Source organism: Lelliottia sp. CFBP8978 (assembly GCF_034046055.2).
GTDB lineage: Bacteria > Pseudomonadota > Gammaproteobacteria > Enterobacterales > Enterobacteriaceae > Enterobacter.
In genome coordinates this window covers 3,746,426-3,773,229 of sequence record NZ_CM188253.1, presented here as the reverse complement: position 1 = coordinate 3,773,229, position 26,804 = coordinate 3,746,426, and the positions used below count along the sequence as shown (strand labels likewise).

The following is a 26,804-nucleotide window of genomic DNA, read 5'->3' as shown; positions in this document are numbered from 1 at the left end:
AGTGCGGCTGCCGGGGGCTTCCCGATCGATATTCGGCACTTAAGCCGTTGAATACTTTCTTCCTTCAAGTTGTCCCTGGGTTAGCTGCGTTCTCTTGCTGCCTTGATACAACTTGAAAGATGTTGTCTTTCCGTTTATTTCTTTGCCAGCTCCTGGTTTAACATCCAGAGTTCCCGGCGTTCTTCGCTGCTTAAACCATGTGTGCGCTCGCGAGCGATTAGCTCTTCCTGGCGCAGCTCAAGCATCGAATCAAACATATGGTTGAGAGAGTCGGTGAACGTTTTTTCTGCGATATCCTTATCTGCTATATCGTCCCACATCGACAGTTTTTCAAGGGTAGCGGCTTCTTTTGTACCGCGATAATGCTCTAACAGCTGCCCGGTGGTCAGTCCTGGCTGTGACAGACAAGTGTTGACCAGTTCAGAAAATAAGCCAAGTCCTGGCAGCTTTTCATGGTTCAACCCCGCCAGCGGCGGCACCTGCGGCGCCAGTTCCGGATTTTGGACCAGTAATCCTATCAGTATACGCATGGTTGTGCGTTTTAGCTGTGGAGCGGGGCGAACCGCGCCGTTTTCAGCCTGTTTTGGCATTAAACGTTCAAGCTGACTGTCATCGAGGATGCCCAGCTTGTTACCGAGTTCCTGTCGCAGATAAATGCGCAGCGTCTCGCCTGGGACCTGAGTAATGAGCGGCAGTGCCAGCGTACTCAACTGCGCACGACCATCCGGTGTACTCAAATCTACCTGCGGCATCAGGCTGTTAAACAAAAACGTGGAGAGCGGCTGTGCCTGCTCCATCCGCGCTTCAAATGCCGCTTTGCCCTCTTTACGCACCAGCGTATCCGGGTCTTCACCGTCGGGCAGGAACATAAAGCGCAACTGGCGCCCGTCGGTCATATAAGGGAGTGCTGTTTCCAGTGCTCGCCAGGCCGCATCGCGCCCGGCACGGTCTCCGTCGTAACAACAGATCACGTTATTCGTCGCCCGGAACAGCAGCTGAATATGATCGGCGGTAGTCGACGTTCCCAACGACGCAACCGCGTAGTTGATGTCGTACTGTGCCAGCGCCACCACGTCCATATAGCCTTCGACCACCAGTAAACGCCGGGGTTCAGCGTTATCCTGCTGGGCTTCATAAAGGCCATACAGCTGGCGACCTTTATGGAAAATATCGGTTTCCGGGGAGTTGAGGTACTTCGGCAGGGCATCGCCCAGCACGCGTCCACCAAAACCAATCACCCGGCCTCGCTTATCACGAATTGGGAACATCACCCGTTCGCGGAAGCGGTCGTAGCTTCGTCCCTGATCGTTGGTCACTAGCATGCCAGCATCGATCAGAGATTTACGATCTTCGCTATTGCCGCCAAAACGCTTTAACACGTTGTCCCAACCGGGTGGGGCGTAACCAATAGCGAAACGCGCAATAACATCGTCGCTCAAACCGCGTAGGGTCAAATACTGACGCGCGGGTTCAGCTGTAGATTGCTTAAGAGACTGTTGGTAAAACGAATTCAGGCCATCCATCAGCTGATAAAGCGTTTGCCGCTGGTGGCGTTCTATCTGGCTCGGGCCGCTGCCTGCTTCATAGGGCACTTCAAGATTGTGCATTGCCGCCAGTTCTTCGACGGTTTCAACGAACTCGAGTTTGTCGTAGTTCATCAAAAAGTCGACGGCGTTGCCGTGTGCGCCACAGCCAAAGCAGTGGTAAAACTGTTTTTCACCATTCACGGTGAAAGAGGGGGTTTTTTCGTTATGGAACGGACAGCACGCGTGGTAGTTCTTGCCCTGCTTTTTGAGCTTTACCCGCGCGTCGATAAGATCGACGATGTCGGTTCTGGCCAGCAGGTCATTGATAAATACACGTGGGATTCGTCCAGCCATATGCCCCGTAAATTATACACGTCATCCTTCAAACTGCTTCTGCGTTGGCTGCCTTCGTTCACCCTTGAGACTGACGTTTATCAGCTCCCGGGATTCACGCTGCTACGGCCTGGCTGCACCTTGAATGATTTTGTATATTTGCTAATGCATAAACGAAAATAAGCCGCGCATTCCTTCCGGAAGCACGGCCTTACGACTAAAACTCGGTCTGTCAATTGAGGACGGTTGCCCTCAACAGATTAGTACAGACGAGTACGGCGTGCGTTTTCGCGAGCCAGTTTCTTCGCGTGACGTTTCACAGCAGAAGCTTTAGCGCGCTTACGTTCGGTAGTCGGTTTTTCATAGAACTCACGACGACGAACTTCTGCCAGAACACCTGCTTTCTCGCATGAACGCTTGAAGCGACGCAGTGCTACGTCGAACGGCTCGTTTTCACGTACTTTAATTACCGGCATGTAACTCTCACCTTTGATAAATTCGGTTTGCCGCTGGCATCGGCGCCAGCTTATTTCAAAATGGTGCGGAATTTTACTGCAACTAGCGCTGCTTTGTAAAGCACCAATGCCGTTTTTGAACGGGACTTTTGTAAGGGGTGAGAGTATACACGAACTCACCCCTCAGGGTATACATCGACCCGCATTCGCCCTAAACTGCGCGGTATCGAAAAGAGGTAAAACAAGTCATGCGTGTACTGGGTATTGAAACATCCTGCGATGAAACCGGCATCGCCATTTACGACGACGAAAAAGGTCTGTTAGCCAACCAACTGTATAGTCAGGTGAAATTGCACGCTGATTACGGTGGAGTGGTGCCAGAACTGGCTTCACGCGACCATGTGCGTAAAACGGTTCCGCTGATCCAGGCGGCGCTGAAAGAGTCCGGTTTAACGGCGAAAGATATCGATGCGGTGGCGTATACCGCAGGTCCTGGTCTGGTCGGTGCGCTGCTGGTTGGTGCCACGGTGGGACGTTCGCTGGCGTTTGCGTGGGATGTTCCGGCAATCCCGGTTCACCATATGGAAGGACATCTGCTGGCCCCGATGCTGGAAGATAATCCGCCTGAGTTTCCGTTTGTCGCACTGCTGGTCTCTGGCGGCCATACCCAGCTGATTAGCGTGACGGGTATTGGCAAATACGAGCTGTTGGGTGAGTCCATCGACGATGCCGCAGGCGAGGCGTTTGATAAGACCGCCAAACTGCTTGGTCTTGATTATCCGGGTGGCCCGATGCTCTCGAAGCTGGCGTCGCAGGGCGTTGAAAAACGCTTTGTCTTCCCGCGTCCTATGACCGATCGTCCAGGGCTTGATTTCAGCTTCTCAGGCCTGAAAACTTTTGCGGCGAACACCATTCGCAACAATGAAAATGACGATCAGACCCGCGCCGATATCGCCCGAGCATTTGAAGATGCGGTGGTAGATACCTTAATGATTAAGTGCAAACGCGCGCTGGATCAGACGGGCTTTAAGCGCCTGGTGATGGCCGGTGGTGTGAGTGCTAACCGCACGCTTCGCGCGAAGCTGGCGGAAATGATGCAAAAACGTCGCGGTGAAGTGTTCTACGCTCGTCCGGAATTTTGTACTGATAACGGCGCGATGATTGCGTATGCAGGCATGGTGCGCATCAAAGCGGGTGCAACGGCGGATCTGAGCGTCTCCGTGCGTCCACGCTGGCCGCTGGCAGAATTACCGGCAGCCTAAAGCCGCATGCAGGCCCGGTAGCGCAACGCTTGCCGGGCCTGCTAATTCATCGGCCAGCTGAAATCCGCTACACTCTCAGCATTCCTTTTTCTTCCAAAAATTCAATAATCGTCGCCAGCCCGTCACCGGCCTTCAGATTGGTAAAGGTCCACGGACGTTCGCCGCGCATGCGGTTTGTGTCGCGCTCCATCACCTCCAGAGAGGCTCCGACATACGGCGCCAGATCGGTTTTGTTGATCACCAGAAAATCTGATTTGGTGATCCCCGGGCCGCCCTTGCGCGGGATCTTTTCGCCTTCGGCAACGTCAATCACGTAGATCGTCAAATCCGCCAGCTCCGGGCTAAAGGTCGCACTCAGGTTATCGCCGCCGCTCTCGACAAAAATCAGATCAAGATTGCCAAACTTTTCGCTTAAGGCCTCGACGGCAGCGAGATTCATGGAGGCGTCTTCACGGATAGCGGTATGTGGACAGCCGCCGGTTTCCACTCCCACAATGCGCTCCGGTTCCAGGGCGCCAGCTTCCGTCAGGATGCGCTGATCCTCTTTGGTGTAGATATCGTTAGTGACGACGGCCAGTTGATACCTGTCGCGCATCGCTTTACACAGCGCTTCGAGCAGGGCCGTTTTTCCCGACCCCACCGGGCCGCCCACGCCAACACGCAGGGGATGTTTATAATCAGACATAACAAATCCTCAGGATCGGAATAACCGTGAATATTGTGTTTCGTGGCGCGCAGAGGCAATGGCAGAGAGCGGGGTGGCTGCCCCCAGCTCATCGTCACCGCGAAGCCACGCCTGACCCAGCCTTTCGGCAAAATGGTCGCTTAATTCGATAATCAATTGCTGCGCGGCCTGCTGTCCGAACGGCACCAGCTTGACGCCCGCCATGACGGCGCTTTCAATCCAGCTATAGCCCAGACTTAGCGCCAGCGCGTGTGCGTCGATTTCCCAGCGCACGCCGAGCCATGCCATTCCACACAGTTGGCTCTGTGAAAAAAGCGGCCACCAGTCGTGGGGGCAATCCGGCTCCCAGCTTTTAATCAGACGGGTAAACGCGGCTCCACGATTACGCTCTTCTTCGCGCAGTTCGCGGGTTTCCCGACAGGCGAGCAGCCAGCCGGTCCAGCGTTTTGCGGCGGCGAGGTCGTTCAGCTCGCAGGCGCGATACAGACGGATAAACAGCGGCAAATCCACGCAGAAAAAACTCTGCTCCATCTGCTGGAGCTGCCAGCATTTAAATTCTGCTGCGGTGGTTATCCAGCCCGCCTCTACCGCCCATTCCAGCCCCTGCGACCAGGTGAAAGAACCTACCGGCAGACTACTGCTGGAAAGCTGCATCAGGCGTAACTGCTGGCGGTTATGTTCCATTTTTATCGCGCCTTTAGTGTGAATGCGCGTGCGAGTGGCCGTGTGCGTCGCTGGTGTAAGCCCCGGCTTCAGGTTCAAACGGCAGATGCGCAAACGTCACGTCAAGATCGAACTGGCGCAGCATGTCGTCGAGCACATGATCGTGGTGATAGCGCGCCTCACCGGGCATGATTTGCAGCGGAACATGGCGGTTGCCCAGGTGATAGCAGGCGCGGGCGAGCAGCCAGGGATCGGCACAGCGCACCACGGATACCCCCTCTGGCGCGGCGATAATCTCAATGACGTCGCTTCCGTCGTCGGTGGTGAGCAGATCGCCGCCTCTGAGCAACAATCCGCGCGGTAACATCAGCCCCGCATCGCGCCCGTCGTTCAGCTCGACTCTGGCGCGGCTTTTCACCCGGACATCAATCGGCAGCGTGACGCTGGCCGTAACGGGGTGCGGGTGATCAAGGCGTCGGGTTAAATAGATCATCATCTCTCCTCAAAACAGGAAATAGCGTTGTGCCATCGGCAGGATCTCTGCCGGTTCACTGGTGATCAGTTCACCGTCAACGCGCACCTCGTAGGTTTGCGAATCCACGGTGATATTCGGCTGCAGGCTGTTGTGGATCATGTCGGCCTTTTTCACCGTACGACAGCCCCTCACCACTGCGATGACGCTTTGCAGATTGAGCTGTTGTGGAATGTTTTGTACTTCCGCGGCCTGCGAAATAAAAGTCAGACGCGTGGCGTGACGGGCCGCACCGAGCGAGCCAAACATCGGGCGATAATGCACCGGCTGCGGCGTAGGGATCGACGCATTGATATCCCCCATCGGCGCACAGGCGATCATTCCGCCTTTCACTATCGTGGCGGGTTTCACGCCAAAGAACGCCGGCGACCAGACAACCAGATCCGCCAGTTTGCCCGCCTCAATGGAGCCGACTTCATGGGCGATACCGTGCGTCAGCGCCGGATTGATGGTGTATTTCGCGATATAACGTTTCACGCGGAAGTTGTCGTTGTCGCCGGACTCTTCCGCCAGCGGGCCGCGCTGCACTTTCATGCGATGCGCTACCTGCCAGGTGCGGATGATCACTTCGCCCACGCGGCCCATGGCCTGTGAGTCCGATGAGGTGAGCGAGAACGCGCCGATATCATGCAGAACATCTTCGGCGGCGATGGTTTCCCGGCGAATACGGGATTCGGCAAAGGCCACATCCTCGGCGATATCCGGATCGAGGTGATGGCAAACCATCAGCATATCGAGATGCTCGTCGATGGTGTTCACCGTATAGGGCAGCGTCGGGTTGGTTGAGGAGGGCAGAATATTGGGATGCGCGCAGGCGGTAATGATATCCGGTGCGTGACCGCCGCCAGCCCCTTCGGTATGGAAAGTGTGAATGGTTCGCCCGCCAATCGCCGCCAGCGTATCTTCGACAAAACCCGATTCGTTCAGCGTATCGCTATGCAGCGCGACCTGAATATCCATCTCGTCGGCGACTTCCAGCGAGCAGTTGATCGCCGCAGGCGTCGCGCCCCAGTCTTCGTGAATTTTGAGTCCAATCGCTCCGGCCGCGATTTGCTCGCGTAATGCTTCCGGATTTGAACCATTGCCTTTACCCAGCAGGCCAATATTCACCGGCAGCGTATCCGCAGCCTGTAACATCCGCGCGATATACCACGGTCCTGGCGTGCAGGTCGTTGCGTGCGTCCCGGCGGCCGGGCCCGTGCCTCCGCCAATCATCGTCGTCACCCCGGACACCAGCGCCTCCTCCGCCTGCTGCGGACAGATCCAGTGAATGTGAGTGTCGATCCCGCCCGCAGTAACGATCTTTCCTTCGGCGGCGATCACTTCGGTCGCCGCGCCGACCGGGATCGTTACATCGGGCTGGATATCCGGATTGCCGGCTTTGCCAACGGCGAAGATCCTGCCGTCTTTAACACCGATATCCGCTTTGACGATCCCCCAGTGATCGACGATCAGCGCGTTAGTTAACACCAGATCCACGCACGCCTGCGCGGTCATTTGCCCCTGGCCCATACCGTCGCGGATCACTTTCCCGCCGCCAAATTTAATCTCTTCACCGTAGACGGTGAGATCGTTTTCTACTTCGATCCACAGCTCCGTATCGGCCAGCCGGACTTTATCGCCCGTCGTCGGGCCGAACATATCGGCATACGCCTGACGCGAAATCTCAGCCATTTTTTATCTCCAGATCGCCCATAACGTCTCCGCGAAAACCGAAAATCCGCTGCGCACCGGCGATCAGCACCAGCGTCACTTCGCGCTTTTGCCCCGGCTCGAAACGTACCGCGGTGCCGGCCGGAATGTTCAGGCGGTAGCCTTTTGTCGCCTCGCGCTGAAATTTAAGAGCCGGATTCACTTCGTAAAAGTGGTAATGCGATCCCACCTGAATGGGTCTGTCGCCGTGGTTTTCGACGATCACGCGCTGCGTTTGGCGTCCGACATTGATCGCGATCTGCCCCGGTGTTATCTGATATTCGCCTGGGATCATCATCTCCCCCTTACACGATCGGATTGTGAACGGTGACGAGCTTGGAGCCGTCCGGGAAGGTGGCTTCGACCTGAATATCCGGGATCATCTCCGGCACACCTTCCATCACCTGTGCGCGGGTCAGCACATGGCGACCGGCTTCCATTAGCTCCGCCACCGTCTGCCCGTCGCGTGCGCCTTCCATAATAAAGGCGCTGATCAGCGCGACCGATTCCGGATAGTTGAGCTTCACGCCGCGCGCGAGACGGCGCTCCGCCACCAGTGCGGCGGTAAAGAGCAACAGCTTGTCTTTTTCTCTGGGGGTCAGTTCCATACGGGTCTCTCAGGTTTGCCAGATACGCGGAGCGTGCGGCGTTTTGGCGATAACGTGTGGGCGAAGGTAGTGCCAGATGTCACGCATCACCCGCTGGCAAATCAGGTTATCGCTCGCGAGAAAACGCACCGACAGCAGGCCATCGGTGAGGGTTGCCCCCGCGTAGTTTTCAAGCGGCGTTAACCGTTCGCGCACCCCTTCAAGCAGCGCATCGCTGGCGGGATAACACAGCAGCGTGCCGATCCACGGCTGATGTGCCACGGGCGTCAGGTTGCCATCCGTCAGATGCTGGCGCTCGATGAGCAGCGGTTGATCCTCAAGCCACACCTCAAGCCGACTCTCAAGCGTGCCGTGACTGAAGGTTTCATTGATCACCGGACGGCCCAGGCAGAACAATTCCCAGGCCAGCAGCGTGCCGGAAGGATGCAGATGAAAAACTGAGCGCAGCCGGGCATTCGCGCCGGGAAAGAAAATAGTGTCCTGCGGGAGCCACTCCAGCACGGCGTTTTCATTAATGAAAAAGTGCTGGTTAAGACGGGCAAGGGCGCCATTGCTGCGGTAAAACTTGCTGGCGCCGGGCATGGTGATCAGCGCATGGCTTTTCGCCTCCAGCCGAACCGAGATCTCAAGTTCGTCGCCCCCCACAATTCCGCCCGGCGGGTGCAGCAAATAAAGATGGCATGTCTCGTTCTCAGGATAAAACGGGCGCTGGACGGTGAGCGGGCCGACGTGGCGCGCCGAGTGCAAAACGGTTTTTTCAGGGGTGTGACAAAACTGCAAAGCAAGCGAAGCCTGCCAGCCTTTATACGCTTTATCAGTCACCTGGGTTGCTAACATGCTGCATCCATCTGCTCGCTATTTTCTGCTTCAGTATGCCCTGGCAGAAATGAACCCTGTCATATGAGTCGCTTATGGATAGATGAAAAAAACCGGCTCATTTCTGAGCCGGTTCTCTGGAATTCTCTGGATCCGAATTACTGCGGGTCTTTTTTCTTTCTCTTCAGCCGGGTCCAGATTTTGGTTTCCTGGCGACGCCACAAACGTTGAATGTTGTCGTGATGGCGCAGGAGAATCAGGCAGGAGAGCATGGAGACCGGAAAGGTGAACTGAGGTTTGAACCACCAGACGTAAAACGGTGCGATCAGCGCGCTGACAATCGCGCCCAGCGAAGAGTAGCCGCTCAACAGAACGCTCAAAAGCCAGGTTCCCGCCATCACGCCGGTTAAATCCCAGCCGATGGGGGCGATGGCACCAAACGCGGTCGCGACGCCTTTTCCACCTTTGAAGCCAAAGAATATCGGCCAGATATGGCCCAGACAGGCGGCGATGGCGATCAGCCCTAACCAGAAGGGAGTGACGCCCAACGCATAAGCGCCCCAGACGGGAAGCATTCCTTTCAGAACATCAAAAACCAAAACCGCTACGGCTGCTCCCTTGCCGCCAATTCGTAGTACATTGGTCGCCCCCGGATTCCCGGAACCACTTTCACGAGGATCGGGTAAACCGGCGATACGGCAGACCAGAATGGCGCTGGAGATTGAGCCGCAAAGGTAAGCGAGGAAGATCATTCCAGGCGCGATTGCACTCATAACGCTGTTCCGTTTTGAAAATGTATCTGTATTCTCTGCATCTGTGGATAATACGCATAATTCGCCGGAAGTGGTATCCGGTTTAGCCAAAAACCAGGCAGGTCGTGATGGATATTGTATTTATAGAGCAACTTTCGGTAATCACCACTATTGGTGTTTATGACTGGGAACAGACCATTGAGCAGAAGCTGGTGTTCGATATCGAAATGGGATGGGATAACCGCGCAGCGGCGAAAAGTGATGATGTGAATGACTGCCTGAGCTATGCGGATATCAGTGAAACGGTTGTGAAGCATGTCGAAGGACAGCGTTTCGCGCTGGTGGAACGCGTGGCGGAAGAAGTTGCTGAGCTGTTGTTAAGCCGTTTCAACTCGCCGTGGGTGCGCATCAAACTCAGTAAACCCGGGGCCGTGGCGCGGGCGACCAACGTCGGGGTGATTATTGAACGTGGCAATAATCTGAAAGGAAATATTTAACGTCATAATAGCTAAACCATTTCCGGATATACCGGTCATAAAGCTGTATCTTTCACGGTTGCCTTTCGGGTATACCGTTTTTTTTATCTTTTTAGGGGTTAATTAGATGAGCGATATGCACTCGCTGCTGGTGGCGGCAATACTGGGTGTGGTCGAAGGATTGACGGAGTTCCTGCCTGTTTCCAGTACCGGACACATGATTATTGTGGGTCATCTGCTGGGCTTTGAGGGCGATACTGCAAAGACGTTCGAAGTCGTGATTCAGCTGGGATCGATTCTGGCCGTCGTCGTCATGTTCTGGCGACGCCTGTTTGGGCTAATCGGGATCCACTTTGGCCGTGCGCCGCAGCGTGAAGGCGAAGGAAAAGGCCGTCTGACGTTGATCCATATTTTGCTGGGGATGGTCCCTGCGGTTGTTCTCGGACTGATTTTCCACGACACCATTAAATCGCTGTTTAACCCAATTAATGTGATGTATGCGCTGGTGGTGGGCGGTGTGCTGCTGATCGCCGCAGAGCTGTTGAAGCCAAAAGAGCCGCGCGCGCCGGGTCTGGACGATATGACTTATCGTCAGGCATTTATGATCGGCTGCTTCCAGTGTCTGGCGCTCTGGCCGGGTTTTTCCCGTTCAGGTGCGACTATTTCCGGCGGCATGCTGATGGGCGTAAGCCGTTATGCGGCGTCGGAGTTTTCGTTCCTGCTGGCGGTGCCAATGATGATGGGCGCGACCGCACTGGATCTGTATAAGAGCTACCACTTCCTGACGGCGGGGGATATTCCGATGTTTGCCGTGGGCTTTGTGACCGCATTCCTGGTGGCGCTGGTGGCGATTAAAACCTTCCTCCAGCTGATTAAACGAATCTCTTTCATTCCGTTTGCCATCTACCGCTTTATTGTCGCGGCTGCGGTTTACGTGGTCTTCTTCTAAGCCACTGCCCTCAGTCTTTTGGCTGAGGGCAACGCTGTTCTTTCCAGTCTGTCACGGCCTGAATCCGCCGTTTTGTTAACTCTTCCCGAATCTCTGGCCCTTTAAACCCAGCCTCTACCACCTCTTTTGTCGGCACAGCTTTGGCGATTTCCCACGCTTCACGCAGCAAACGCCCCTGCGGGTAGTCACAGGCTTCGAATCCGGTACGCCCGCGAACGTCCGCCTCACTGGTGAGGGCGATCTGTTCTACGCGCTGCGGCTTACGCCAGGCGTCGATATTATCGAAAAGCTTAACGATGGTAGCGGGTTTCAGAATCGGGAAGGTATGGATGAGATCGTGGAATTCAGCGACCAGTTTGGCCAGATCGCGAATGTCGTTCGGCACGCGCAGGCGCTGGCAAAGGCCTTCAACCAGTTTGACGCCCGCCGGGCCATGTCCGTGATGGCGTGGCCACAACGCTTTTGGCGTCAGCCCTTTACCGAGATCGTGGCACAGCGTGGCAAAGCGGACATCCACTTCCGGGCTGAGCATCGCGGCCATACTCAACGTCATCAGCGTGTGAATACCGGTATCAATTTCCGGATGCCACTTCGCCGGAGCCGGTACGCCAAACAGCACGTCAATCTCCGGGAACAGCACCTTCAGAGCGCCACAGTCGCGCAATACCTGGAAAAAGACCTGCGGATTGCGGGTGGTGAGGGCATTCTCGGTCTCTTTCCATACGCGTTCCGGCGTGAGATGTTCCAGCTCGCCAGCGTCTGTCATGGCCGTCATCAGCGCCTGGGTCTCATCGGCGATGCGAAAACCAAGATGTGCATAACGTGCAGCAAAGCGCGCCACGCGCAGCACGCGCAGCGGATCTTCGGAGAATGCAGGGGAGACGTGGCGTAAAATACGCTTTTGCAGATCGTTCTGGCCGCCAAACGCATCAATGATATGGCCGTTATCATCCTGCGCCAGGGCGTTGATCGTCAGATCGCGACGCAGCAGATCTTGCTCCAGCGTTACATCCGGTGCGGCATAGCAGGTGAAACCGGTATAGCCGAAACCTGCTTTGCGTTCGGTGCGCGCCAGAGCGTACTCTTCGCGGCTTTTAGGGTGAAGAAAAACAGGAAAATCGCGGCCTACCTGCTGGTAACCCGCGTTTAGCATCTCTTCGGGCGTGGCGCCCACCACGACCCAGTCTTTATCTTTGACCGGCAGACCTAACAACGCATCACGTACCGCACCACCGACCAGATAAATCTTCACGCCTTCAACTCCCCAATTCTCTTTTCACCCGATAATACGTAAGTATGGTGAATAAGACGAATTAGTTCATCCAGCGATCTTTACGCTTACGGCTTGGGATCAGATGTGGCAGAACCAGACCGAGCACCAGACCCACGCCCAGCACGCCGCCGCCATACATAAACCATTGCATGATGATGGTGCGCTGTTTGTCATCGAGCTGCAGATTCGCAGCATTCACTTTTTTCTGCGCCACGATCAGCTCGTTTTTGAGCTTCTGGTTCTCTTCTTTCAGACCGTTAATCACCCCGTCGCTCTGCGCCACTTTCTGCTGCATTTCGGCGGTGCGATGATTCCACGTGGTGTCGATATTGTTGAGCTTATCGGTCAGCGTTTTGACCTGGTTTTCCAGATCCGGCACGCGAGTGCGCAGGCTCGGCACGTTGCTCAGTTCTTTCAGGGGGATCCAGGAGGTACGGCCGGTGCTGTCGCGAACCTGACCATAGTTGCTGTCCTGATTTGTCTGTAACAGAACCACTTCCTCGCCGGCATTAACCGTGCCCACGAGGCGATAATTGTCTCCCGGGCCGCTGCGTACCCAGGTGTTGAGTTCGTCAGAAACGTAACGTTTCTCTTCAGCGTGGACCGCTGTCGCGGCGCTAAAAGCAAGTAAAGTCAGTCCAATCAGGCGTAATTTAAGCATCATCAGTCGTTATTTTCATAAAAAGTGGAACGATATTAGTGGCAACAGTGTCTCCACGCAAAGCATTCGTCAGCAATCGGAATCATCTGTGTCACGGCTTCAAACATTTACGCCCGTCAAATTGCTCATTGCGTGGCAATTTGGCGCAAAATACTATGTACTGACAAACAAATGGCGAGGAAGTTCGCCTTCATTGACGCGGCTGTGACGCAACCGAAAGTACAGGGCTATGGCACAAGAAATCGAATTAAAATTTATCGTCGAAAATGACAGCGTTGATGCGCTGCGAACCCATCTGAATCAGCTTTCTGACGAACATCATGAGCCGGTTCAACTGCTTAACATCTATTACGAAACGCCGGATAACTGGCTGCGTCGCCATGATATGGGGCTGCGCATCCGCGGCGCTGGCGGGCGTTACGAAATGACGATGAAAATCGCCGGGCGGGTGACTGGCGGTCTGCATCAGCGTCCGGAATACAATATCGACATCGAAAAACCAGAGCTTGAACTGACTCGTTTACCGGCAGAAGTGTGGCCGAATGGCGAGCTGCCAGAGACGCTGTCAGCGCAGGTCCAGCCGCTCTTTAGCACGGATTTCTGGCGTGAAAAGTGGCTGGTTAATGAAGGCAACAGTCGCATCGAAATGGCGCTCGATTTAGGCGACGTGAAGGCGGGCGATTTTCAGGAGCCGATTTGCGAACTGGAGCTTGAACTGCTGGAAGGAAATGCCGATGACGTGCTGAAGCTGGCGCGCAAGCTGGTGGGCCACTCCGGGCTGCGTCAGGGCAGTTTAAGCAAGGCCGCTCGCGGATATCATCTGGCGGCCGGAAATGCGCCACGGATGCTTAAATCCACGGCGATCCTGCGCGTTGCGCCAAAGGCCAGCATTGAGCAGGGGCTGGAAGCCTCTCTTGAGCTGGCGCTCAGCCAGTGGCAATACCACGAAGAGCTATGGGTGCGCGGCGTGAGCGCTGCGAAAGCCAACGTGCTGGACGCGATGGGGCTGGTACGCAGCACTCTGACGCTGTTTGGCGGCATCGTGCCGCGTAAAGCAAGTGCCCACTTACGTGATTTCCTGACCCAGACCGAAGCGCTGATGGCGACCGATGTCTCGGCACAAACGGCGGTTTACAGCCCGCAAACGGCAGCGGCAAAACTGGCGTTGACCGAATTTTTGGTGACCCGTGGCTGGCAGCGTTTCCTTGATGATAAGGCGCAGAAAAAAATCGCCGACTCGTTCAAGCGTTTCGCGGATACCCACATGTCCCGCAGCGCGGCTGAACTTAAAAGTATCTTTGGCCAGCCGCTTGGCGATCAGTACCGCGATCAGCTGATTCGTCTGACGCGTGATATCGACACTATTCTGCTGTTGGCAGGCGCTTATGAAGGGCCAAAAGCGCAGGCGTGGCTGGAAAACTGGCAGGGTCTTCGCCATGCCATTGAAACGCGCCAACGTATTGAAATTGAACATTTCCGCAATGAGGCTATTTCGCAGGAGCCGTTCTGGCTGCACAGCGGAAAACGTTAACTCAGGCAAGGAACCCATCATGCCGCTTTCTTCACAGCTACAGCAGCACTGGCAAACCGTTTGTACGCGTCTGCCGGAGTCATTACCCGCCGCCTCACTGAGTGAGCAGGCGCAGCAAGTGCTCACATTCAGTGATTTTGTGCAGGAGAGCCTCAGCGCAAATCCTGAATGGCTGACTGAACTTGAAGCCTCTCCGGTGCAGGCTGACGAGTGGCAGCACTACGGGCAATGGCTCAATGACGCCCTGGTCGATATCGCCGATGAACCCTCGCTGATGCGCGTGTTGCGCCAGTTCAGGCGTCGCGTGATGGTGCGTATCGCCTGGGCCCAGGCGCTGGCGTTAGTCAGTGAAGAAAGCACATTGCAGCAGTTGAGTTGTCTTGCGGAGACGATGATTGTGGCGGCGCGGGACTGGTTGTACGACGCCTGCTGCAAAGAGTGGGGAACGCCCTGTAGCGAAGAGGGCGTTGCGCAGCCGCTGATGATTTTAGGCATGGGCAAACTGGGCGGCGGGGAGCTGAATTTCTCGTCGGATATCGACCTGATCTTCTCCTGGCCGGAAAAGGGCGTCACTCGTGGCGGGCGTCGCGAACTGGATAATGCCCAGTTCTTTACCCGTCTCGGCCAGCGGTTAATCAAAGCGCTGGATCAGCCCACGCAGGATGGATTTGTCTATCGCGTGGATATGCGACTGCGTCCGTTCGGCGACAGCGGTCCGCTGGTGTTGAGCTTTGCGGCGCTGGAAGATTATTACCAGGAGCAGGGGCGCGACTGGGAGCGTTACGCAATGGTCAAAGCCCGGATCATGGGCGATAAAAACGACGTTTACGCCTGCGAATTGCGCGCGATGCTGCGTCCGTTTGTGTTCCGCCGCTACATTGATTTCAGCGTTATTCAGTCGCTGCGTAATATGAAAGGGATGATCGCCCGCGAGGTGCGCCGCCGTGGTCTGAAAGACAATATTAAGCTCGGCGCGGGCGGCATTCGTGAAATTGAATTTATCGTGCAGGTATTCCAGCTGATTCGCGGGGGGCGCGAGCCGTCACTGCAATCCCGCGCGCTGCTACCGACGTTAACGGCCATTGAACAGCTGCATCTGTTGCCGGACGGTGACGCGCAGACGCTGCATGATGCCTATCTTTTTCTGCGACGGCTGGAAAACCTGCTGCAGAGCATTAACGATGAACAGACCCAGACGCTGCCAGGCGACGAGCTGAATCGCGCGCGTCTGGCGTGGGGTATGCGCGTTGACGACTGGCAGGCATTGAGCGAAAAGTTAGATGCCCATATGGCGGGCGTCCGCCGTATTTTTAATGATTTGATTGGGGATGACGAAAGCGAATCGCCGGACGATACGCTGTCTGAACACTGGCGCGAACTGTGGCAGGATGCGCTGCAGGAAGATGACACCACGCCGGTGCTGGCGCACCTGAGTGATGATGATCGCCACCGCGTGGTGGCCCTGATTGCCGATTTCCGCATGGAAATGAACAAGCGCGCCATTGGTCCACGCGGGCGACAGGTGCTTGACCATCTGATGCCACATCTGTTGAGTGATGTCTGCTCGCGTGCCGATGCGCCGGTTCCGCTGTCGCGGTTGACGCCGCTGTTAACCGGCATTATTACGCGCACCACTTATCTTGAGTTGCTGAGTGAATTCCCCGGTGCGCTGAAGCATTTGATTTCGCTCTGCGCGGCTTCGCCGATGGTCGCCAGCAAGCTGGCGCGTTACCCGCTGCTGCTGGATGAACTGCTCGATCCAAATACCCTGTATCAGCCCACGGCGATGGATGCCTATCGTGACGAACTGCGTCAGTATCTGCTGCGGGTGCCGGAAGAGGATGAAGAGCAACAGCTTGAAGCGTTGCGCCAGTTTAAGCAGGCGCAAATGCTGCGCGTGGCGGCGGCCGATATCGCCGGAACGTTGCCAGTGATGAAGGTCAGCGATCATCTGACCTGGCTGGCGGAAGCGATTATCGACGCTGTGGTTCAGCAGGCGTGGGGGCAGATGGTGGCGCGATACGGCCAGCCAAAACATCTGGCGGATCGCGAAGGCCGGGGTTTTTCCGTGGTCGGCTATGGCAAGCTGGGCGGCTGGGAGCTGGGCTACAGTTCCGATCTGGATCTGATCTTCCTGCACGATTGCCCGGTGGATGTCATGACCGATGGCGAGCGCGAAATCGACGGTCGTCAGTTCTATCTGCGGCTGGCGCAGCGCATCATGCATCTGTTCAGCACCCGGACTTCGTCCGGTATTTTGTACGAAGTGGACGCACGTCTGCGCCCGTCTGGTGCTGCCGGAATGCTGGTGACGTCTACCGAAGCATTCGCGGAATATCAGCAAAACGAAGCCTGGACGTGGGAGCATCAGGCGCTGGTGCGTGCCCGCGTGGTGTACGGCGATCCGCAGCTGAAAACGCAGTTTGATGCGATCCGCCGTGATGTGCTCACCACCGCCCGCGATGGCGCAACCCTGCAGACCGAGGTGCGCGAAATGCGCGAGAAAATGCGCGCTCATCTGGGGAATAAGCATCGCGATCGCTTTGATATTAAAGCCGATGAAGGCGGGATTACGGATATTGAATTTATTACGCAGTATCTGGTGCTTCGCCACGCTCATGACAAACCAAAGCTAACGCGATGGTCTGATAATGTGCGCATTCTGGAATTACTGGCGCAAAACGACATCATGGATGAGCCGGAGGCGCAGGCCTTAACCCACGCCTACACCACACTGCGTGATGAACTGCATCATCTGGCATTACAGGAACAGCCGGGCCATGTGGCGTTGGAGTGCTTTACGGATAAACGTGCGCAGGTCTCTGCCAGCTGGCAGAAGTGGCTGGTGGACCGGGCGTAACCAATCCAGGTCATCCGGTAGCTCGAATAATTTAGGGGATAATTGTGATATTATCGCGCGCAAATTGTGAATCTTTCTGGAGTCAGGAATGAAAGTAACACTGCCAGAGTTTGAACGTGCTGGAGTTATGGTTGTCGGTGATGTGATGCTGGATCGCTACTGGTATGGGCCGACCAGCCGCATCTCCCCGGAAGCACCGGTCCCGGTCGTCAAGGTGGATACCATTGAGGAGCGTCCTGGCGGCGCAGCAAACGTGGCAATGAACATTGCTTCTCTCGGGGCGCATTCGCGTCTGGTGGGATTGACCGGCATCGACGATGCGGCGCGTGCGCTGAGCAAGTCGCTGGCCGATGTGAACGTGAAGTGCGACTTCGTTTCTGTTCCGACACACCCGACCATCACCAAACTGCGCGTGCTGTCCCGTAACCAGCAGCTCATCCGCCTCGACTTTGAAGAGGGTTTTGAAGGCGTTGATCCTGAGCCATTGCATGAGCGTATCGCGCAGGCGCTGGGCAATATCGGTGCGCTGGTGCTGTCTGACTACGCCAAAGGCGCGCTGGCCAGCGTACAGCAGATGATTCAGCTGGCGCGTAAAGCCAATGTACCGGTGCTGATTGACCCGAAAGGGACGGATTTTGAACGCTATCGCGGCGCGACGCTGTTGACGCCAAACTTGTCAGAGTTTGAAGCGGTCGCAGGCAAGTGCAAAAGCGAAGCGGAGATTGTTGAGCGCGGGATGAAAATCATCGCCGATTTCGACTTCTCTGCGCTGTTGGTGACGCGATCTGAGCAAGGCATGACGCTGTTGCAGCCAGGTAAAGCACCGCTGCATATGCCGACGCAGGCGCAGGAAGTGTATGACGTAACCGGTGCGGGCGATACGGTGATTGGCGTGCTGGCGGCAACGCTGGCGGCGGGCAATTCTCTGGAAGAGGCCTGTTACTTCGCCAATGCCGCGGCGGGCGTCGTGGTGGGCAAACTGGGGACATCTACCGTTTCGCCCATCGAGCTGGAAAATGCGGTACGCGGACGTGCGGATACCGGCTTTGGCGTGATGAGCGAAGATGAACTCAAAGTTGCCGTGGCCGCGGCACGCAAGCGCGGCGAGAAAGTGGTGATGACCAACGGCGTGTTTGATATTTTGCATGCGGGCCATGTCTCTTATCTGGCAAATGCGCGTAAGCTCGGCGATCGTCTGATTGTGGCGGTGAACAGCGACGCGTCAACTAAACGTCTGAAGGGCGAAACGCGTCCGGTGAATCCGCTTGAACAGCGCATGATCGTACTTGGCGCGCTGGAAGCCGTGGACTGGGTGGTCTCCTTTGAAGAAGATACGCCGCAGCGCCTGATTGCCGGTATTCTGCCGGATCTGCTGGTGAAAGGGGGCGACTATAAGCCGGAGCAGATTGCGGGGAGTGAAGAGGTGTGGGCCAACGGCGGCGAAGTGATGGTGCTTAATTTTGAGGACGGGTGCTCAACCACCAATATTATTAAGAAAATCCAGAAAGACAGTCAGTAACAATGGAGTGTGAGGGGCCTTATGCCCTCACCTCAACCCTCTCCCACGGGAGAGGGCGCAAACATGAAAAACGGCAACCGAAGTTGCCGTTTTTTTTTGCATCCGCTGTGTAGGACAGGTAAGGCGTCGCCGACACCCGGCTTTTTTACGCCTGATCGACTGGCGGGATCGCCGGAGCCGGTTTCACTTCAGCGGGCTGGTTACGATTTTCCAGCTCGGTCAGACGTTGCTCCAGCAGCGCCAGTTTTTCGCGGGTGCGCAGCAGCACCTGAGTTTGCACATCGAACTCTTCACGGCTCACCAGATCAAGACGCGTCAGTTGCGACTGCAATACCTGGCGGATTTTCTTTTCGACATCGTCACCAAACTCACGGATCCCTTTCGGCATGGATTCATGAACCTGACGGGCAATTTGTTCAATTTTCTTTGGATCAATCATTGTCGTTTCCCTTGATCAACAGGTGTTAGCGAACATTGTAGCGCGTTCCCCCTGATATTTTGCACAAATTCATTCGGGACGTATCAAGGCGGCAAGCCTGAAATCGCCAGGCGCCTGATGAACAAGGTGACCGGGGCTCGGGTATGCAGCCAACGCAGAGATAATTCGGATGATGACGTGCAAAACCAGAATTGTTTGATGCTTATGCATTGCCCGGCATAATCAATAGCGTTATAGTTATCTCGCTTATTCTCAGGGCGGGGCGAAATTCCCCACCGGCGGTAAATCAGCCTTGCGCTGAAAGCCCGCGAGCGCTTTGGGTGAAAACTCAAAGGTCAGCAGATCCGGTGTAATTCCGGGGCCGACGGTTAAAGTCCGGATGGGAGAGAGTAACGATCCAGCCGGGCAAGGCCCGCTCACGTTATTTTTTTGCCGCTTATACGGTGCTCCTAAGACTGCCCTGATTCTGGTAACCATAATGTTAATGAGGTTTTTTTACCATGAATCAGACGCTACTTTCCTCTTTTGGCTCCTCTACTGATCGTGTAGAACTTGCGCTTGCCGCACTCCGTGAAGGTCGCGGTGTGATGGTGCTTGATGATGAAGACCGTGAAAACGAAGGCGATATGATTTTCGCCGCAGAAACCATGACCGTTGAACAGATGGCGCTGACTATTCGCCACGGCAGCGGGATTGTTTGTCTTTGTCTTACTGACGATCGTCGTAAACAACTCGATTTGCCAATGATGGTGGAAAATAACACCAGTTCATTCGGGACGGGTTTTACCGTCACAATCGAAGCCGCTCATGGCGTGACAACCGGCGTTTCTGCTGCTGATCGTCTGACGACAGTCCGCGCCGCTATCGCTGATGATGCTAAGCCGTCCGATCTGAACCGTCCAGGCCACGTTTTCCCGCTGCGCGCGCAGCCTGGCGGCGTGTTAACTCGCGGTGGTCACACTGAAGCGACTATCGATCTGGTCACTCTCGCGGGCTTTAAATCTGCGGGCGTACTGTGTGAACTGACAAACGATGATGGCACTATGGCGCGCGCGCCGGAGTGCATTGAGTTTGCTCAGAATCACAATATGGCGGTGGTGACGATCGAAGATCTGGTGGAGTACCGCCAGGCCCACGAGCGTAAAGCCAGCTAAATAAAAAACGCCGGGTTATCCCGGCGTTTTGTTATCCAAATCCTGCCGTTTGCAACAGTACCAGACTCAATCCCATTACCGACATACCGCACAACACGCCATAGCTTGGATTGTTGTTGGGGTCGATCTCTTTTGCCAGCGGCATGAGTTCGTCAACCGACAATGCCACCATAATGCCCGCCACGGCCGCCATAATGGCAGCCATCACTACCGGGGAGATCATGCTGCCCAGAATCAGCCACGCCAGGACGCCGCCTAAGATCTCGGCCAGGCCGGAGATCCCGGCCCAAAATACCGCCGTGCGTTTTGAGCCGGTAGCAGCATAAACCGGACCTGCGACCGCAAGTCCTTCAGGAATATTGTGTAATGCGACGGCCAGCGCAATGCCAAAGCCCAGCTCCAGGTTATTACTGGCTGTCACGTAGGTGGCAACACCCTCCGGGAAGTTATGCAGGCTAATCCCCAGCGTAAGCAAAATGGCCGTTCGTTTGATGTTGCCGTGCGAAGGTTTGACGCTTTTTTGCATCAAATCCTGCGGATGGGCATGGGGCAACATCCGGTCCAGGGCGAAGTATCCCAACAGTCCGACGACGAACATGCCGTATCCGAGCACAGGCGACATGCCCTCTGTACCCAGCGCCGCGGGAAGCATCTCCATCAGGGAAATCAGCAGCATAATCCCGGCCGCAAAGCCAAGAGAAAACGCCAACACACGATTAGAGGGCTTCTGTCCGAGCACGCCGAGAATCGCACCAATAAAGGTCGCGGCACCTGCCAGTATGGTCAGAGTCAAGGGGACTGACATTCATCTCTCCTTATGATAATGATTCTCATTAATGCTAATAATTAATCTGCTGCAAAGCGAGAGGACTTTCGCGGCTTTACATATTTCTTACATTCAAATTTTCTGACGATCTTCATCACGCTTATCTGAGTTCATCTTCCGCCAATCGCGCGTAATGTAGTGCCATGAAATTGACACCCTATGTAAGGATATCACCATGACTTCTTCTCGTATGCCAGCACTGTTTTTGGGCCACGGTAGCCCGATGAATGTGCTGGAAGATAACGTCTATACGCGTACCTGGCGTCAGTTGGGTGAGACGTTGCCACGTCCGAAAGCGATTGTGGTGGTGTCTGCACACTGGTTTACCCGTGGTACAGGCGTCACCGCCATGGAAGCGCCAAAAACGATTCACGATTTTGGCGGTTTCCCGCAGGCGTTGTATGACACGCATTATCCCGCGCCCGGTTCCCCTGAGCTGGCACAGCGGCTGGTCGACTTACTGGCACCCGTACCAGTGACGCTGGACAAAGAGGCCTGGGGATTCGACCACGGCTCCTGGGGCGTGCTGATTAAGATGTACCCTGATGCCGATATTCCGATGGTGCAGCTGAGTATCGACAGTACTAAACCGGCCGCGTGGCACCTGGAGATGGGCCGTAAGCTGGCAACCCTGCGTGATGAAGGCATCATGCTGGTGGCCAGCGGTAATGTGGTGCATAACTTGCGCACGGCCCGCTGGCATGGCGAAAACACGCCGTATCCATGGGCAACGTCGTTTAATGATTTTGTGAAAGCCAGTCTCACCTGGCAGGGTCCAACGGAGCAACATCCGCTGGTCAACTATCTGGATCACGAAGGGGGATCTCTTTCTAATCCCACGCCGGAGCACTTTCTGCCTCTGCTGTACGTATTAGGGGCCTGGGATGGTCTCGAAGCGGTCACCGTTCCGGTGGACGGTATCGAGATGGGCAGCCTGAGCATGCTGTCGGTACAGGTAGGATAATAAAAGCAAAACGGCAACTTCAGGTTGCCGTTTTTAATGTTCGCACCCTCTCCCGGTGGGAGAGGGCATCAGGCCGTAACCTACTCCACGAATATATGCGGATAGAAACGAGACAGATCCTGGGTGATCAGCGCCCGATCTTCACGAATGCCAATCCCGGCGGGCTGATCGTTGATAAGCCAGCTGCCAATCAGGACATAGCTGTCGCCAAATTTGGGTAACGGGTAAAACTCCTGCACGATCATGCCTTCTTCGCCATACGGGCCTTCGGCCGCTTCCAGGGTTTTGCCATTTTCAATGATTGAAACGTTGGCCCCTTCGCGGGAGAAGATCGGCTTAATGACGTATTTTTCCATCGGCGGATAATCGTCTTCAGCAAAATAGGCCGGCAGTAAGTTCGGATGGTTCGGGAACATCTCCCAGAGCATCGGCAGCAGCGCTTTGTTAGAAATAATGCTCTTCCAGGCCGGTTCCAGCCAGCGCACGCCAGCATCTTCCAGCTTGGTGGAAAACATCTCGCGCAGCATGTATTCCCAGGGGTAGAGTTTAAACAGATTGCTGATCACCTGATCCTGCGTATCCGTAAACTGACCTTTCTCGCCTAAGCCGATATCTTCGATATACAGAAACTCGGTGGCAACTTCCGCTTCGGCGGCGCAATCCTGCAAGTATTGCACCGTACCGCGATCTTCAACCGTGTCACGACAGCAGGCGAGATGCAGCAGATTAAAGCCGTGCTGCTCACGCAGTTCAGCGAAACGCTCGATCAGTTTTTCCTGCAGACTATTGAACTGATCGCTGCCTTCCGGCAGGTTGCCCGCTGCCGCCTGATCTTCGAGCCAGATCCACTGGAAGAATGCTGCTTCGTACAGCGACGTTGGCGTATCGGCGTTGTTTTCCAGCAATTTAGGATCGCCCACGCCATCCCACGCCAGATCGAGGCGGGAATAGAGCGAAGGCTGATGAGTTTGCCAGGCGTGACGCACAAAACTCCAGGTGTGCTTTGGAATGCGGAATTTGGTCATCAGCTCATCGCTGGCGACCACTTTTTCCACCACCTTGAGGCACATCTGATGCAGTTCGGCGGTGACCTCTTCCAGTTTTTCAACCTGGGCGAGGGTGAGCTTGTAATAGGCATCCTCACACCAGTACGGCTCGCCGTACATGGTGTGGAAGTTAAAACCATATTCTGTGGCTTTTTCGCGCCAGTCCGGGCGCTCGACAATACTGACTCGTTCCATTATCAGCCGCCCATTGAGCGAGTAGTAGAACCTGTCGCGCTACGCTGCATGGTGGACTGCTTCGCGACCGATTCGCCAAACCCACCGCGAGTTACGGTGCTGGTGGTGGCGGGTTTTGGTGCCATTGCGGTTTTTGGAACCGTCATCGAACGGCCAGGCGTTGCTGCACCGTAGTTTTTGCCGCTGGCATCGGTGTATTTACCGTATGCCGGGCTGGACGGGTTTTTGGAGCTGAACAGTGGCTGCTGCTGGAAGCCCATGCCGCCGCCCATCATGCGTCCCATCATGTAACCTGCCATTAACGGCATCCAGAAACTGCCGCTGGACTGGGCCTGTGCCTGGTTTTCTGGCGCCATGCCTGCCTGAGCCGGTGCCTGCTGGCACTGGCCTTCACCGAATTCGGCGATACAGTCTTCGCGGGAAGCGTATTTCGGTGCGGTACGTTCTGCTTCTTTCAGCGCATTGTTATAGGCAGTGGTACATTCCGCGCTTTTACCGGTGGCTGACGAGCAGTCATCGGCATTCTGATACATAGATACTGTTTCATCGGATTGCTCACATCCCGCCAGCATAAATACAGCGGTAATCGCCAAAGCGACAGGAGTGAGGTGGCGTGCGTTCCAGTTTTTGCGGAACGAAGCGTGATTAATCGTTTTTGTCCGTTTCATTTTGTCTTCCAGGACCCAGTGGTAGAACGTAGTAAATAAGGCTCAGGATAGAGGATGAGTGGTCGAAAATGAAGCGCAGAGGGGGAATCAGAGGGATCTTTACGTTGGCTTACGTTCAAATGTGACCCTCTCCCTGAAGGGAGAGGGATCATTCAACAATTAGTTGCGGAACGGATTGTTTCCGGAACCATTTGTGGTGGTGGTGCGAGCCGCAGCCGGCTGTGCGGCAGGGGCAGTGCTGTTGGCGTTATAACCGTCAGCGCTGGCGTCCTGCTGCGGGTTTTCCGGTGCAACGTTTTCAGGCGTCGTGGAAACCGGTTTGCCCAGCGTGGCGTTCAGCATCTGCAGGTCTTGCTCGTTCAGCGTACCCAGAGCTGATTTAATATTCAGCTGGTTAATCAGGTAGTTGTAACGTGCGCTGGAGAGCTGCTGTTTCGCGTTGTACAAGGTGGTGGTGGCATCCAGCACGTCAACGATGGTACGCGTACCCACTGAGTAGCCCGCTTCCATCGCATCGAGAGAGCTCTGAGCAGAGACAACGGCCTGTTTGTAGGCGTTAATGCTGCTGATAGACGCATTCACGTTATTGAAGGATGAACGAACGGTCTGCACCACATTACGGTGCGCACTCTCGAGCTGCTCGCTGGCACCAACAAAGTTATATTGCGCTTGTTTGACCTGAGAGTTCACCATGCCGCCCTGATACAGAGGCATAGAGAAAGTCAGCCCAACTTTGTTCTGACCCATATTGCTGTCATCGTACTGGGCAGTATTGGTTTTTGAACCACTGTAGGTGGTATCAGAAACGCCGGTAGAAGCGGTCAGCCCCAGCGTTGGCAGATGGCCATCCTGCGCCTGGCGGATTTGCTCACGCGCCAGATCCTGGCTCAAACGCGCCTGCAGCAGTGCCAGGTTACGGTTTTCGGCTTCTTTCAGCAGCGCGTTCACCGCCTGCGGTTTGTCGGTTTTGAAGTTGTCGACATTCAAAGACGCCAGCTCAGGGTAGTAATTGCCGGTCACCTGACGCAGCGATTCGAGCGCGTTATCGAGATTGTTGCGGGCAGTCACTTCGTTCGCCAGTACGCTGTCGTACTGTGAACGGGCGTTCTGCACATCAGTGATCGCAACCAGACCCACGTTGAAACGCTGTGTGGTCTGATCTAACTGACGGTAAATGGCCTGTTTCTGCGCTTCAGTGTAGGAGAGCGAGTCAATCGCGCTCAACACGTTAAAATAGGCGGTAGCGGTGTTCAGGATCAGCGTTTGCTGATCGGTCTGATAAGTCACATCCTGGATGCCGGCGCTTTTTTCCTGCAGGCTCAGCGCACGCCATTTGGACATATCAAACAAGGTTTGCGTTAATTGGAGTGACGCGCTGGTAGCGTTGGAGTTCACGCCGTTTGCATCACGGTATCCATTGCTGTAGGTATAATCCGCACCTAAACCCAATTGCGGCAGCAGCGGGCTACGAGCTTCGTTAATCTTTTCGAACGCAGCATCACGGTCGGCAGCTGACTTACGCAGCTCAGGGTTACCCAGACGTGCTTGCTGATAAACCTGTAACAGGTTCTCTGCCTGGCTCATCGCGCTGAAGCCCGTCAGGCTCAGGCCGATAAGGATGGGGAGCAATTTCTTCATTTGCATTCCTTGTTGTGAAGCAGTATTAGCGCTGATCTAATTAAAAATAATTGCCGATTCTAACAGAATCATCCACACCAAAAGGTTGGCGTTACGTGCCATCTGGCGGTAATTTGCACCAATCTATCATATAGCCTTTGAAACGGCAGCCAAACAGCCTTGAAATTCATGATTTCAACACAATTGAGCCGAGGATACCGTTATGCCAAAAACAAATAACTCGCCAGTGACTTTCACGCAAAACGATGTAGAAATTATTGCACGGGAAACGCTTTATAGCGGTTTTTTTTCGCTGGAACTTTACCGTTTCAGGCATCGCTTGTTTAACGGCGAAATGAGCGGCGAAGTCCGACGTGAAATTTTTGAGCGCGGGCATGCGGCAGTCTTGCTACCCTTTGACCCAGTGCGTGACGAAGTGGTATTGATTGAACAGGTCCGAATTGCGGCGCTGGATACCAGCGAAACCCCGTGGCTGCTTGAGATGGTGGCGGGGATGATCGAAGCAGGCGAAACGCCGGAAGACGTCGCCCGTCGCGAGGCGCAAGAAGAAGCGGGGCTGATGGTTGGCAGGACCAAACCGGTGCTGAGCTACCTGGCAAGCCCGGGGGGAACGACCGAGCGCTCTTCGATTCTGGTGGGTGAAGTGGACGCCACGACCGCAAAAGGGATTCACGGTCTGGCTGATGAAAACGAAGATATTCGTGTTCATGTGGTGAGCCGGGAGCAGGCTTATCAGTGGGTAAATGAGGGGAAAATCGACAACGCGGCGTCTGTCATCGCTTTGCAATGGCTGCAGCTGCATTATCAAGACTTACGAAAAGAGTGGGCAAAATGAAGCGTTATACACCTGACTTCCCAGAAATGATGCGTCTGTGCGAAACGAATTTTGCACAATTACGCCGTCTGTTGCCGCGTAACGATGCGGCCGGCGAAACGGTGAGCTATCAGGTGAGCAACGCGCAATATCGGTTAACGATTGTTGAATCAACACGTTACACTACGCTGGTAGAAATTAAGCAGACGGCTCCAGCCGTGAGCTACTGGAGCCTGCCGTCAATGACGGTAAGACTTTATCATGACGCGATGGTGGCTGAAGTGTGTTCAAGCCAGCAGATCTATCGCTTCAAAGCGCGGTATGATTATCCTAATAAAAAGTTGCATCAACGCGACGAAAAGCATCAAATTAACCAGTTTTTAGCTGACTGGCTAAGATATTGTTTAGCACATGGAGCAATGGCGATTCCGGTTTGTTAGCGTCATAAACCTACCTAAGGACACCAT

27 protein-coding genes and 1 riboswitch are annotated in these 26,804 nt (G+C 55.2%); of the genes, 10 read left to right on the top strand and 17 right to left on the bottom strand.

Annotated features, from left to right (window positions below; translation table 11 throughout):
- Positions 1 to 134: 134 nt before the first annotated feature.
- Together dnaG and rpsU are read right to left on the bottom strand one after the other, a co-directional pair.
- Complete coding sequence (gene dnaG / locus SOM82_RS17640; protein WP_320461662.1) at positions 135 to 1,880, bottom strand: DNA primase; 1,746 nt, start codon at positions 1,878 to 1,880, stop codon at positions 135 to 137.
- Positions 1,881 to 2,119: 239 nt separating this feature from the next.
- The gene (gene rpsU / locus SOM82_RS17635) at positions 2,120 to 2,335 is read right to left on the bottom strand and encodes a 30S ribosomal protein S21 (protein WP_001144069.1); all 216 of its coding nucleotides are present in this window, start codon (positions 2,333 to 2,335) and stop codon (positions 2,120 to 2,122) included.
- A gap of 227 nt (positions 2,336 to 2,562) precedes the next feature.
- On the opposite strand from rpsU, the gene tsaD reads away from it, so the two are divergent.
- The gene (gene tsaD, locus SOM82_RS17630) at positions 2,563 to 3,576 is read left to right on the top strand and encodes a tRNA (adenosine(37)-N6)-threonylcarbamoyltransferase complex transferase subunit TsaD (RefSeq protein ID WP_154126324.1); all 1,014 of its coding nucleotides are present in this window, start codon (positions 2,563 to 2,565) and stop codon (positions 3,574 to 3,576) included.
- Positions 3,577 to 3,643: 67 nt separating this feature from the next.
- Here the strand turns inward: tsaD and ureG are convergent, their stop codons facing one another.
- The 8 genes from ureG to plsY form a co-directional block, all read right to left on the bottom strand.
- Entirely contained in the window at positions 3,644 to 4,261 is a 618-nt protein-coding gene (gene ureG / locus SOM82_RS17625; RefSeq protein ID WP_320461663.1) for an urease accessory protein UreG, read from the bottom strand.
- 9 nt (positions 4,262 to 4,270) lie between these two features.
- On the bottom strand, positions 4,271 to 4,945 hold the full coding sequence (locus SOM82_RS17620; protein ID WP_320461664.1) for an urease accessory protein UreF: 675 nt from the start codon (positions 4,943 to 4,945) through the stop codon (positions 4,271 to 4,273).
- 13 nt (positions 4,946 to 4,958) lie between these two features.
- Positions 4,959 to 5,417, bottom strand: coding sequence for an urease accessory protein UreE (gene ureE, locus SOM82_RS17615; RefSeq protein ID WP_320461676.1), 459 nt, complete (start codon positions 5,415 to 5,417; stop codon positions 4,959 to 4,961).
- 9 nt (positions 5,418 to 5,426) lie between these two features.
- A complete protein-coding gene (ureC, locus tag SOM82_RS17610) occupies positions 5,427 to 7,130 on the bottom strand; it encodes an urease subunit alpha (RefSeq protein WP_320461665.1) in 1,704 nt (567 codons plus the stop codon).
- The gene (locus SOM82_RS17605) at positions 7,123 to 7,443 is read right to left on the bottom strand and encodes an urease subunit beta (protein WP_154126520.1); all 321 of its coding nucleotides are present in this window, start codon (positions 7,441 to 7,443) and stop codon (positions 7,123 to 7,125) included. Before SOM82_RS17605 ends, ureC begins: the two co-directional genes overlap by 8 nt.
- Positions 7,444 to 7,453: 10 nt before the next feature.
- Entirely contained in the window at positions 7,454 to 7,756 is a 303-nt protein-coding gene (locus SOM82_RS17600) for an urease subunit gamma (RefSeq protein WP_154126319.1), read from the bottom strand.
- A gap of 9 nt (positions 7,757 to 7,765) precedes the next feature.
- Positions 7,766 to 8,593 (bottom strand): urease accessory protein UreD, encoded by an 828-nt coding sequence (locus SOM82_RS17595; RefSeq protein ID WP_320461666.1) that lies wholly within the window; start codon positions 8,591 to 8,593, stop codon positions 7,766 to 7,768.
- Between the two features lie 137 nt (positions 8,594 to 8,730).
- Positions 8,731 to 9,345, bottom strand: coding sequence for a glycerol-3-phosphate 1-O-acyltransferase PlsY (gene plsY, locus SOM82_RS17590; protein WP_154126317.1), 615 nt, complete (start codon positions 9,343 to 9,345; stop codon positions 8,731 to 8,733).
- 107 nt (positions 9,346 to 9,452) lie between these two features.
- On the opposite strand from plsY, the gene folB reads away from it, so the two are divergent.
- Positions 9,453 to 9,821 (top strand): bifunctional dihydroneopterin aldolase/7,8-dihydroneopterin epimerase, encoded by a 369-nt coding sequence (gene folB, locus SOM82_RS17585; protein ID WP_320461667.1) that lies wholly within the window; start codon positions 9,453 to 9,455, stop codon positions 9,819 to 9,821.
- A gap of 106 nt (positions 9,822 to 9,927) precedes the next feature.
- Entirely contained in the window at positions 9,928 to 10,749 is an 822-nt protein-coding gene (gene bacA / locus SOM82_RS17580; protein WP_154126315.1) for an undecaprenyl-diphosphate phosphatase, read from the top strand.
- 10 nt (positions 10,750 to 10,759) lie between these two features.
- On the opposite strand, the gene SOM82_RS17575 is transcribed toward bacA, so the two are convergent.
- Positions 10,760 to 12,001, bottom strand: coding sequence for a multifunctional CCA addition/repair protein (locus tag SOM82_RS17575; protein WP_320461668.1), 1,242 nt, complete (start codon positions 11,999 to 12,001; stop codon positions 10,760 to 10,762).
- A gap of 61 nt (positions 12,002 to 12,062) precedes the next feature.
- Entirely contained in the window at positions 12,063 to 12,683 is a 621-nt protein-coding gene (locus SOM82_RS17570) for a TIGR04211 family SH3 domain-containing protein (protein WP_154126518.1), read from the bottom strand.
- 229 nt (positions 12,684 to 12,912) lie between these two features.
- On the opposite strand from SOM82_RS17570, the gene SOM82_RS17565 reads away from it, so the two are divergent.
- The 3 genes from SOM82_RS17565 to hldE all read left to right on the top strand — a co-directional run bounded on the left by SOM82_RS17565 (position 12,913) and on the right by hldE (position 18,593).
- Positions 12,913 to 14,214 carry a CYTH domain-containing protein gene (locus SOM82_RS17565; RefSeq protein WP_320461669.1) on the top strand — a complete coding sequence of 434 codons (1,302 nt, stop codon included), beginning with the start codon at positions 12,913 to 12,915 and terminating at the stop codon, positions 14,212 to 14,214.
- A gap of 19 nt (positions 14,215 to 14,233) precedes the next feature.
- Complete coding sequence (gene glnE, locus SOM82_RS17560) at positions 14,234 to 17,074, top strand: bifunctional [glutamate--ammonia ligase]-adenylyl-L-tyrosine phosphorylase/[glutamate--ammonia-ligase] adenylyltransferase (protein WP_320461670.1); 2,841 nt, start codon at positions 14,234 to 14,236, stop codon at positions 17,072 to 17,074.
- Between the two features lie 88 nt (positions 17,075 to 17,162).
- Positions 17,163 to 18,593 (top strand): bifunctional D-glycero-beta-D-manno-heptose-7-phosphate kinase/D-glycero-beta-D-manno-heptose 1-phosphate adenylyltransferase HldE, encoded by a 1,431-nt coding sequence (gene hldE, locus SOM82_RS17555; protein ID WP_154126312.1) that lies wholly within the window; start codon positions 17,163 to 17,165, stop codon positions 18,591 to 18,593.
- A 145-nt stretch (positions 18,594 to 18,738) separates the two neighbouring features.
- Here the strand turns inward: hldE and ubiK are convergent, their stop codons facing one another.
- Entirely contained in the window at positions 18,739 to 19,032 is a 294-nt protein-coding gene (gene ubiK / locus SOM82_RS17550) for a ubiquinone biosynthesis accessory factor UbiK (protein WP_154126311.1), read from the bottom strand.
- Positions 19,033 to 19,276: 244 nt separating this feature from the next.
- Positions 19,277 to 19,427, top strand: a riboswitch (FMN riboswitch).
- 105 nt (positions 19,428 to 19,532) lie between these two features.
- Between ubiK and ribB the strand changes: the two genes are divergently transcribed.
- Positions 19,533 to 20,186, top strand: a complete 654-nt coding sequence (gene ribB / locus SOM82_RS17545; protein ID WP_320461671.1) for a 3,4-dihydroxy-2-butanone-4-phosphate synthase — start codon at positions 19,533 to 19,535, stop codon at positions 20,184 to 20,186.
- A 31-nt stretch (positions 20,187 to 20,217) separates the two neighbouring features.
- Here the strand turns inward: ribB and zupT are convergent, their stop codons facing one another.
- Complete coding sequence (zupT, locus tag SOM82_RS17540) at positions 20,218 to 20,991, bottom strand: zinc transporter ZupT (RefSeq protein WP_154126309.1); 774 nt, start codon at positions 20,989 to 20,991, stop codon at positions 20,218 to 20,220.
- 196 nt (positions 20,992 to 21,187) lie between these two features.
- Here zupT and ygiD point away from each other — a divergent pair, with 196 nt between their 5' ends.
- A complete protein-coding gene (gene ygiD / locus SOM82_RS17535) occupies positions 21,188 to 21,976 on the top strand; it encodes a 4,5-DOPA-extradiol-dioxygenase (RefSeq protein ID WP_154126308.1) in 789 nt (262 codons plus the stop codon).
- Between the two features lie 80 nt (positions 21,977 to 22,056).
- On the opposite strand, the gene SOM82_RS17530 is transcribed toward ygiD, so the two are convergent.
- The 3 genes from SOM82_RS17530 to tolC form a co-directional block, all read right to left on the bottom strand.
- On the bottom strand, positions 22,057 to 23,217 hold the full coding sequence (locus SOM82_RS17530) for a glutathionylspermidine synthase family protein (RefSeq protein ID WP_154126307.1): 1,161 nt from the start codon (positions 23,215 to 23,217) through the stop codon (positions 22,057 to 22,059).
- Between the two features lie 2 nt (positions 23,218 to 23,219).
- On the bottom strand, positions 23,220 to 23,885 hold the full coding sequence (locus SOM82_RS17525) for a DUF1190 family protein (protein ID WP_154126306.1): 666 nt from the start codon (positions 23,883 to 23,885) through the stop codon (positions 23,220 to 23,222).
- Positions 23,886 to 24,044: 159 nt separating this feature from the next.
- Positions 24,045 to 25,523: an outer membrane channel protein TolC gene (gene tolC / locus SOM82_RS17520; protein ID WP_154126305.1), complete on the bottom strand. Its 1,479-nt coding sequence runs from the start codon at positions 25,521 to 25,523 to the stop codon at positions 24,045 to 24,047.
- A gap of 202 nt (positions 25,524 to 25,725) precedes the next feature.
- Here tolC and nudF point away from each other — a divergent pair, with 202 nt between their 5' ends.
- Positions 25,726 to 26,358 (top strand): ADP-ribose diphosphatase, encoded by a 633-nt coding sequence (gene nudF, locus SOM82_RS17515; RefSeq protein ID WP_320461672.1) that lies wholly within the window; start codon positions 25,726 to 25,728, stop codon positions 26,356 to 26,358.
- On the top strand, positions 26,355 to 26,777 hold the full coding sequence (locus tag SOM82_RS17510; protein ID WP_154126303.1) for a DUF1249 family protein: 423 nt from the start codon (positions 26,355 to 26,357) through the stop codon (positions 26,775 to 26,777). The genes nudF and SOM82_RS17510 overlap by 4 nt, the downstream gene beginning before the upstream one ends.
- Positions 26,778 to 26,804: the final 27 nt, after the last annotated feature.

What these genes read in the sequence shown, in the direction of transcription:
- dnaG (WP_320461662.1), bottom strand. Translation starts at nt 1,880, where the DNA reads ATGGCTGGACGAATCCCACGTGTATTTATCAATGACCTGCTGGCCAGA.
- rpsU (WP_001144069.1), bottom strand. Translation starts at nt 2,335, where the DNA reads ATGCCGGTAATTAAAGTACGTGAAAACGAGCCGTTCGACGTAGCACTG.
- tsaD (WP_154126324.1), top strand. Translation starts at nt 2,563, where the DNA reads ATGCGTGTACTGGGTATTGAAACATCCTGCGATGAAACCGGCATCGCC.
- ureG (WP_320461663.1), bottom strand. Translation starts at nt 4,261, where the DNA reads ATGTCTGATTATAAACATCCCCTGCGTGTTGGCGTGGGCGGCCCGGTG.
- SOM82_RS17620 (WP_320461664.1), bottom strand. Translation starts at nt 4,945, where the DNA reads ATGGAACATAACCGCCAGCAGTTACGCCTGATGCAGCTTTCCAGCAGT.
- ureE (WP_320461676.1), bottom strand. Translation starts at nt 5,417, where the DNA reads ATGATCTATTTAACCCGACGCCTTGATCACCCGCACCCCGTTACGGCC.
- ureC (WP_320461665.1), bottom strand. Translation starts at nt 7,130, where the DNA reads ATGGCTGAGATTTCGCGTCAGGCGTATGCCGATATGTTCGGCCCGACG.
- SOM82_RS17605 (WP_154126520.1), bottom strand. Translation starts at nt 7,443, where the DNA reads ATGATCCCAGGCGAATATCAGATAACACCGGGGCAGATCGCGATCAAT.
- SOM82_RS17600 (WP_154126319.1), bottom strand. Translation starts at nt 7,756, where the DNA reads ATGGAACTGACCCCCAGAGAAAAAGACAAGCTGTTGCTCTTTACCGCC.
- SOM82_RS17595 (WP_320461666.1), bottom strand. Translation starts at nt 8,593, where the DNA reads ATGTTAGCAACCCAGGTGACTGATAAAGCGTATAAAGGCTGGCAGGCT.
- plsY (WP_154126317.1), bottom strand. Translation starts at nt 9,345, where the DNA reads ATGAGTGCAATCGCGCCTGGAATGATCTTCCTCGCTTACCTTTGCGGC.
- folB (WP_320461667.1), top strand. Translation starts at nt 9,453, where the DNA reads ATGGATATTGTATTTATAGAGCAACTTTCGGTAATCACCACTATTGGT.
- bacA (WP_154126315.1), top strand. Translation starts at nt 9,928, where the DNA reads ATGAGCGATATGCACTCGCTGCTGGTGGCGGCAATACTGGGTGTGGTC.
- SOM82_RS17570 (WP_154126518.1), bottom strand. Translation starts at nt 12,683, where the DNA reads ATGCTTAAATTACGCCTGATTGGACTGACTTTACTTGCTTTTAGCGCC.
- SOM82_RS17565 (WP_320461669.1), top strand. Translation starts at nt 12,913, where the DNA reads ATGGCACAAGAAATCGAATTAAAATTTATCGTCGAAAATGACAGCGTT.
- glnE (WP_320461670.1), top strand. Translation starts at nt 14,234, where the DNA reads ATGCCGCTTTCTTCACAGCTACAGCAGCACTGGCAAACCGTTTGTACG.
- hldE (WP_154126312.1), top strand. Translation starts at nt 17,163, where the DNA reads ATGAAAGTAACACTGCCAGAGTTTGAACGTGCTGGAGTTATGGTTGTC.
- ubiK (WP_154126311.1), bottom strand. Translation starts at nt 19,032, where the DNA reads ATGATTGATCCAAAGAAAATTGAACAAATTGCCCGTCAGGTTCATGAA.
- ribB (WP_320461671.1), top strand. Translation starts at nt 19,533, where the DNA reads ATGAATCAGACGCTACTTTCCTCTTTTGGCTCCTCTACTGATCGTGTA.
- zupT (WP_154126309.1), bottom strand. Translation starts at nt 20,991, where the DNA reads ATGTCAGTCCCCTTGACTCTGACCATACTGGCAGGTGCCGCGACCTTT.
- ygiD (WP_154126308.1), top strand. Translation starts at nt 21,188, where the DNA reads ATGACTTCTTCTCGTATGCCAGCACTGTTTTTGGGCCACGGTAGCCCG.
- SOM82_RS17530 (WP_154126307.1), bottom strand. Translation starts at nt 23,217, where the DNA reads ATGGAACGAGTCAGTATTGTCGAGCGCCCGGACTGGCGCGAAAAAGCC.
- SOM82_RS17525 (WP_154126306.1), bottom strand. Translation starts at nt 23,885, where the DNA reads ATGAAACGGACAAAAACGATTAATCACGCTTCGTTCCGCAAAAACTGG.
- tolC (WP_154126305.1), bottom strand. Translation starts at nt 25,523, where the DNA reads ATGAAGAAATTGCTCCCCATCCTTATCGGCCTGAGCCTGACGGGCTTC.
- nudF (WP_320461672.1), top strand. Translation starts at nt 25,726, where the DNA reads ATGCCAAAAACAAATAACTCGCCAGTGACTTTCACGCAAAACGATGTA.
- SOM82_RS17510 (WP_154126303.1), top strand. Translation starts at nt 26,355, where the DNA reads ATGAAGCGTTATACACCTGACTTCCCAGAAATGATGCGTCTGTGCGAA.